Here is a 6,882-nt window from a genome sequence, read left to right on the forward strand (position 1 = left end):
GTGGGGCGACGGTCCCACCTCGTGTTGCCCGGAGATGATGGATCGGACGTAACCGTATGGTTCGCTGCGATCACCAAATGCTGAAGTAATCCTCGTCACAGGACGGCGGCGCTCCGATTGTTCTTTTTTGAATCCAATAATTCCTTTATCCGCTTTCGGCGAAAATCTGCCGTAGGAGCCCTCCCTTGGATACTTGTTCTGATAACTCCTGTCCTACAAGAGAGGACGCCATTGAGGCCAAAGCTTTTATCGATCTGCATGACGCCGCCCACGGCTTATTGGCGGATGAGGAACGATTCGAATGCGTTTCCATGAATGGTGGATGCACGATTTCTCTTCCAAGCGCACCTGCCATCGGTCTCAACCGCATCCTCGGCCTCACCAAAAGTGAAGATCTCGACAAAGCCTACGACTGGATGAGACAAAGGGCGGGAAAAAGGTTTTTACAGGTCAACGCGGACGCTGCATCCGACCAGGTGAAACATTGGATCCAGTCGAAAGGGCTGACGACATATGGCCCTGGGTGGGCTAAGTTGCGACGTACCGCGGACGCGGTTTCTCTTCTATCACCGAGCACCGTGAAAACGCGAAAGGTTCGGCAAAATGAAGCCGAGGTATTCGGCGCCATGATGTGTGCCGGGTTCGGTTTCCCGGAAAACCTTACCGCTTTATGGGCCGCGATCGTCGGACGAGACGGATGGTCGTGTTTTTACGCGTTAGACGGAGACACGCCTGTGGGAACGGGAGCAATGTTTGCTTCAGAATCCTCCGCCTGGCTCGGCGGGGGAACGACCGTGCCGGGCTTTCGAAACCGCGGTGCGCAAAAGGCTTTGATACAAGCTCGTTTAGAACACGGCGCAGACAGTGGCGTTTCGACTTTTGTGGTCGAGACCGAGGTGCCTTCGGCTGAAAAGGCCAACATCTCGAACGCCAATTTAGCGAAATTAGGTTTCGTGCCCGTCTATAACCGCAGCAACTTCATTCTATGAGGTACTCGCTATTGAGGGGCTGTGTAATTCGGCCGGGATCCTAATGCGACCGAAGTTGGATTACCTCGCCTTGAACGGATATGAACCGACGTGCCGCGCTCTTCCAAAAAAACCATTGTATCTAATCGCTTATTATTCCCTTTGCGTCGTTTGTCTTCACCTTGAATCATAAGCAGCCACCCGCCCCGAGCTGCGCCCTCGGCCTAAGACGGGTACACATCCCGTCTGTCAGCGCGCCGGAATGACGTGGCGCTGTGCCCTGGCGACAGTCGCCGGCACGCGCACATATTGCGCGGCCCCAAGATCATGGTCGTAGTCGCCGAGGTGGAACTGCAGTCCGTTCAGAATCCGCTCGCAGGCGTCGACGATCTTCTTGCGGTCCTTAATCGGGTTGCTGTGAAACAGCTCGTTGCGTGTCTCCTTGATGACCCGCATCGTGTCGTTAAACATGGTTTTTGTGAAAGTGAAGCCGAGAATAGAGTCCGTAGCGAACATGTCGCGGATCAGAGGCCAATCCGCCTGCATAATCGTCCAGAGGTCACCCAGGGTAAGGCAATAGTAGAACTCGTCGGTTTTGTTGTTGCCGGTAACATTGTTGATATGCTGCTGACTGACCATATTGTCGAAGACTCGCCAGACAGCTTTCACAAAGGCTGGATTGACGGGCGTACCGAGAATGTTGGGAAAGGCAGTATAGGTCTGTCCGTTCTGCCTGGCATTGCGGATCAGCGTCCACCATTCCATCCGCCCGAAGCGTTCCTCTAAGTAGTCGGCAAGCACCGAGCGTAAGGCGTTCTCCACCGCGAACACGAAGGGGTAGATCGACGAAAATTCTTTCACCTTGCGGGTATAGATCCTGTGGATCACCAGCCTCTGCTCAGGTATGGGTATCTGCTGTAGGGCCCGGACCTGAACCCCTTCGCGGATACTGTCGCGTAAAAGGGTGGGGTTGAGGGTGCGCATGTCCGCCTTGAAGTGATCCACCTGCTGCGGGGTGGGGACGAATGTCAGGTATTCACCCAGTAGCTGTGATGTCGGCACGTGCCGCTTGGTGATGCTGGACACTTGCTCCCCCTTGCAATGCGAGTCTCTTTTCCCTATAACATAGCTACTCGCTGAGTGGTGGCACAATGGTGTTGCGAGCCCATGGCCTTACCATGGCACTTGGAGAGTCTAAACGGAATTCGACTAGGCGTGGTCTTCACAGACTGCGCCTTTAGTCATTCAGGAGCACTGCTGGGCTTTGGTGTGCAACGAGTTGGCATCAAATAATGCATTCGCCTTTTCGCCTTGAACGGATGTGAACAACAACCCGCGTTTCAGCTTTGCCAAGAGATTGATAAAATTCGCCTTTGCGGCATATACGATCCCTCATTGATCTGAACTCATTTGCCCATCGCCTCCGGCCAATGGACATGATCTTCCACGGACGGTCCTGGAGCTTTTGCCAGGCGTGGCAGCAATGGTCGACAATATCGTCACTTGAAGACGCGGCTGGAGAGCCAGTTATCTCTGCTGTGTGCAATTTGAGATCACTTTGGCCCCTTTGCCTTCGTCTTATTGACAAGTCTGGCCAGTTGCAGTCGCCCTCGATACCGACTTCATCAATGCGCTCGGCGAAGGATTCTCTAATTTAGAGCAGATCCTGTAATCGATGAATCGATTGTGAGGTGACGCTGCGAGGCGAAGCTGATTCAACCTCTACAGCGAGGAGGTTGATGATGGCACGAGCATTGAGCGATGATCTTCAATTACGCGTATTGAAAGCGTCGGCTACCGCAATGTCTGCGCGCCAGGCCGCCGCCTGGTTCGCAGTTGGGATTTCGACTGCAATCCGCTGGATTGCCAGAGCAAGAGACGGCGAGCCGACATCGCGGCCGCAGGGTTGGAGACCCTCAACCTGGATGCATACGAGGCGTTGGTCGTCGATATGATTGACGACCACAAGGACGTGACCCTTGATGGCAGGTCACAATGATTCCTGAGCCTGGAGAGCTACCTGGAAAAGGCATTCTCACCGGCGTCAGTAAACCAATCGAGCCCGTATCGTTCCTTGAATCCGGCGAAGTGCATCAAGTATATCATTTGCAGTTTGGCCAACGCCTTCGACTTCAATAACCACGTAACCGGTTTCGCCGTGCGTCTGCAGGAACTCGCCCACAATATTAAGTCCACGAGACGAAAAAACCGTATTCAGATTGTTGAGAATGCCGGGGCGATTTTCATGAACATGGATGAAACGCGTGCCGTTTGGACGCGGCGGCAGTTGAACCTGGGGAAAGTTGACAGCACCTAGCGTCGAGCCGATGTCTGAATATTCGACAAGCTTCCTCGAGACTTCTCTTCCAATACGCTCTTGGGCTTCTTCAGTCGACCCTCCTATATGCGGGGTCAGAATGACATTATCCAAACCTTGCAACGGTGTTTCAAAACGCTCTTTGTTTGATGCTGGCTCCTTTGGAAAGACATCCACAGCCGCGCCTGCGAGATGTCCTTCTTTCAAAACCGTCGCGAGCGCTTCAAGATCCACCACCGTTCCGCGGGCATTATTGATGAAGATGGCTCCCTTTTTCATCCTGCGCAGTTCAGCTTCAGTTATCATGTTTTGCGTCGAGCTGGTCTCTGGAACATGCATCGTTACAAAATCCGAGATTTCGAGGAGCTCGCCAAGCGTTGCCATCGATTCTGAATTGCCGTGGCGAAGCTTGTCCGAAGGATCAAAATAGCGAACGTTCATACCCATGCTTTCGGCAAGAACGCTTAGCTGCGAACCGATATTGCCATAGCCCACGATGCCCAGCGTTTTCCCGCGCACCTCACGACTACCTTCGGCGGTTTTGTCCCATCCGCCGTCATGAGCGGAAGCCGAACGCGGGAAAATCCGCCTGGTCAACATTATGATCTCACCGATCACAAGCTCGGCGACCGAGCGCGTATTCGAATAAGGGGCGTTGAATACCGGGATCCCGCGTCGACGGGCCGCATCCAGGTCGACCTGATTTGTCCCCACTGAGAAACAACCGACGGCCATCAACTTCTTGGCGGAGCTGAAAATCTCCTCTGTCAGCTGCGTGCGTGAACGAATTCCGACTATATGGGCCTCGGCTATATGACTTTTGAGATCTTTGTCATCCAGAGCCTTCGGCAAATGGGTCAGGTTGACGTAGCCGGATAAAGCGAAGTAGTCCACCGCGCTCTGACTGATCCCTTCCATCAAAAGTACGGAAATTCGATCGCGAGGAAGAGAAAGTTGTTCGGTCATTGAATTTCCCTGGAGTCCGAATTCTATCTGGCCGAAGTAGCTCGTCCGACACAAAGACGCACTGCTATGGCAGCATGACTTAGCGACCATCCAATGAGCAGCGCAATAATAAACTCAACTCCGTCGGCAGGCATAGGGCTCCGTTGCCGCAATTCAGCATATGCCGACAGTCATGACGAGCGTACGGCGGCTGTTGACCCCCCACCGGCTGCTGCAATGCCGCAGCCATCAGGCTTGGATTATTCCTTCGCCGGCCCGCCCCGCCGCTCCAGCGCCGTCTTGCGGATGGTCTCCGCGATCTCCGGACTACTGCTYGACAACATCTGGAAATCCACGGCGTAGAGCGACAGCAGCGATACCTCGGTTGCTGCGCTGACCGTCGCTGAGCGMGGTTCGCCACTGATCAGCGCCATCTCGCCAAAGAAGTTTCCGGCACCGAGTTCCACTGGATGGTCGGGTGTCGCCACGGTGACCTGCCCCTCGACAATGAAGAACATCTGATCGCCAACATCGCCCTTGCGGCAGATCASGGCACCTGCGGGGACAATGCGCGKTCGCAGCGCCCGAACGATCTCGATCAGCGCAGCGGAATCAAGCTTCTGGAACAGGGGTACGGCAGCGACCAATTGCCAGTTGCGAACGAAATCTTGGCGGCGAACCTCTTCGTAGAAGCCGGTGGCGAGGATGCCGGCCCAAAGTGCAAAAATACCAATCCCGCTCATCATCACCAATCCGGCCAGTACTCGACCTGCAAAGCTCTGCGGGATCTCGTCACCGTAGCCGGTCGTCGACAGCGTCACGACCGCCCACCACATCGCCTGCGGAATGCTGCCGAACCTATCGGGCTGGACATCTCGCTCGATGATATAACCGGCCAACGCAGCGCCAAAAAGAACGATGCCGAACACTGATGTCACGCCAAGCAGATTGCGCGATTCATTCGCGATCACCTTTGCCAGCAGCCTGAAGAAGGTCGAGTCGCGCAACGGCTTGAGAAGCCAAATGGCGCAATAGAGGTTTCGATCAGGGGACCCGACGAACAAGAATGCAGCAGCCGGAACCAGAACCGCGAGCAAATCGATCACGAGGGCCGGCATCCCGCCCGACAAGCGGTGTCGCCGTGAAAGCAATGTGCCGCTCAATTGGAGGAGATAGGCCAGCCAAATTGCCGCAAGTAGCAGCTCAAAGACAAGCCTCTCCTGTCCAGTAAGGCCGTGCGTCGTCAGTGTAGCAACGACCAGGAGACCGATTGTAGCGAACAGCGCGTTGAGCGGCGTCGAAATCTTTGAGAACGGCACTGCCGACATTACATACTCCCAACCGCCCGGCATTCGTCGACAATAGATACCTTCGGGCCACACGCAAGGGAACGGGGGGGCTGATGGAGCTGGAGGTCGGCAGTGCGACCGGTGCTGGCTACGGCGAGAAGAATGCGATGCGGTTGGCTCAACGCAGCGGCTACCGCGACCGGGATTGGGAGACACGCGCCGGAACGGTCGCGCTTCGCATTCCGAAGCTGCGCAAGGGCAGCTATTTCCCAAGCTTCCTCGAACCGCATCAAAGAATGCCAGCTCGATCTCTATGCCGACCGCACCAGCGCCCACACCATGCGCGCCAATCAGTTGCGGCTCTGGTTTGCGTCATTGGCCTATGTCTTGATCGGGGCGCTACGCCGCGTCGRCCTCGCTCATACCCGGCTTGCCGATGCCACCTGCGGCACGATCCGATTGAAGCTGTTGAAGATCGGCGCGCAGGTCCGCGTGTCAGTCCGCCGCATCAAGGTGGCGATGGCCTCCGCCTGCCCCTATGCCGAGGAGTTTGCTCTGGCTCACGCCCGAATATGCGCTGCGGCCCGATGATGCCGCCGGACCTGAACCCACCCACCAACGAAAAAAGATACATCACCGGCCCAGACAAAACGCCACATCGCGGCGACGGTCGCGCGTCTTCGCCGGCAAGCCCGGCCCCGACCGCCGCCAACAGCCCAACGTCAACCAAAGCCACAGGCGCTGTGAGAGATGCGGGTTAGCGCGCCTTGGCTCGTCGCCCCGTCTACGTCGGCCGAGCGGCGATTACCGCGCTGCAATGCCGAAGGCGTCCAGGACGGGCCATCGTCCCCAAAATAGAGGTCGGAAGGTGTCTCGGAATCAATCTTCGCTTGGCGGTGACGTCGGCCGTAGGTGATCGGATGGTATCAAGGGCCTCACATCCTACGAGTTCTTATGCAAAGCATGGGCTTCACAGCCCGAACGCTTCACCTCGATCCGCTCCATCAAATACCGGGACTAAACATCTAGGCCTGTCGTTCTGGCACTCTCTCGCCGATCGGCTGGGGATCAATGATGAAGATCATGCTGTTGCACCCCTCGCCTCGATGGTTGCAGCACGCGCCTGAACACTCTCGGCCCTTCCAGCACCCTGCTCCTGTGTCAGACATGCTGAATGTCGGCATGGCCACCAAATCAGCCCGCTTTCCCGCAGGGTACGTGGGGCAAAATCCATGGCGGCGTTTTGGTGAGCGGTCATAGAAGTGTGCATAACCGCGCGCTTTGAGAAGTGATTGCTAGTCTGGGGATTCTCAAGCCGGGGCAAATCATGATTCGATTCTGCCATGAAGAAACGGCTCCCCTC

4 protein-coding genes and 4 pseudogenes are annotated in these 6,882 nt (G+C 56.0%); 4 read left to right on the forward strand and 4 right to left on the reverse strand.

The genetic code is table 11. From position 1 onward, the window contains the following. Window positions 1-185: 185 nt before the first annotated feature. Window positions 186-989 carry a GNAT family N-acetyltransferase gene (locus tag AC1ECN_RS33055; RefSeq protein ID WP_458382160.1) on the forward strand — a complete coding sequence of 268 codons (804 nt, stop codon included), beginning with the start codon at window positions 186-188 and terminating at the stop codon, window positions 987-989. Window positions 990-1,217: 228 nt separating this feature from the next. Here AC1ECN_RS33055 and AC1ECN_RS33060 read toward each other — a convergent pair whose 3' ends face one another. After that, window positions 1,218-2,054 carry a hypothetical protein gene (locus tag AC1ECN_RS33060; protein ID WP_024323519.1) on the reverse strand — a complete coding sequence of 279 codons (837 nt, stop codon included), beginning with the start codon at window positions 2,052-2,054 and terminating at the stop codon, window positions 1,218-1,220. 316 nt (window positions 2,055-2,370) lie between these two features. After that, window positions 2,371-2,503, reverse strand: a pseudogene (locus AC1ECN_RS33065) (IS630 family transposase); the annotation flags it as partial. A gap of 207 nt (window positions 2,504-2,710) precedes the next feature. Here AC1ECN_RS33065 and AC1ECN_RS33070 point away from each other — a divergent pair. Then, a pseudogene (locus AC1ECN_RS33070) lies at window positions 2,711-2,952 on the forward strand (IS630 family transposase); the annotation flags it as partial. 60 nt (window positions 2,953-3,012) lie between these two features. Here the strand turns inward: AC1ECN_RS33070 and serA are convergent. Continuing rightward, the gene (gene serA, locus AC1ECN_RS33075; RefSeq protein WP_024323517.1) at window positions 3,013-4,251 is read right to left on the reverse strand and encodes a phosphoglycerate dehydrogenase; all 1,239 of its coding nucleotides are present in this window, start codon (window positions 4,249-4,251) and stop codon (window positions 3,013-3,015) included. Between the two features lie 239 nt (window positions 4,252-4,490). Further along, on the reverse strand, window positions 4,491-5,558 hold the full coding sequence (locus AC1ECN_RS33080) for a cyclic nucleotide-gated ion channel (RefSeq protein ID WP_477955366.1): 1,068 nt from the start codon (window positions 5,556-5,558) through the stop codon (window positions 4,491-4,493). Window positions 5,559-5,629: 71 nt separating this feature from the next. Between AC1ECN_RS33080 and AC1ECN_RS33085 the strand changes: the two are divergent. Next, window positions 5,630-5,812, forward strand: a pseudogene (locus tag AC1ECN_RS33085) (transposase); the annotation flags it as partial. Then, window positions 5,799-6,110, forward strand: a pseudogene (locus tag AC1ECN_RS33090) (transposase); the annotation flags it as partial. The pseudogenes AC1ECN_RS33085 and AC1ECN_RS33090, both read left to right, overlap by 14 nt. Between the last annotated feature and the right edge of the window lie 772 nt (window positions 6,111-6,882).

The organism is Rhizobium sp. 01N447_2 (assembly GCF_056399245.1).

Excerpts from the sequence above, each read along its gene's own strand:
- serA (WP_024323517.1), bottom strand. The coding sequence starts at position 4,251 with ATGACCGAACAACTTTCTCTTCCTCGCGATCGAATTTCCGTACTTTTG.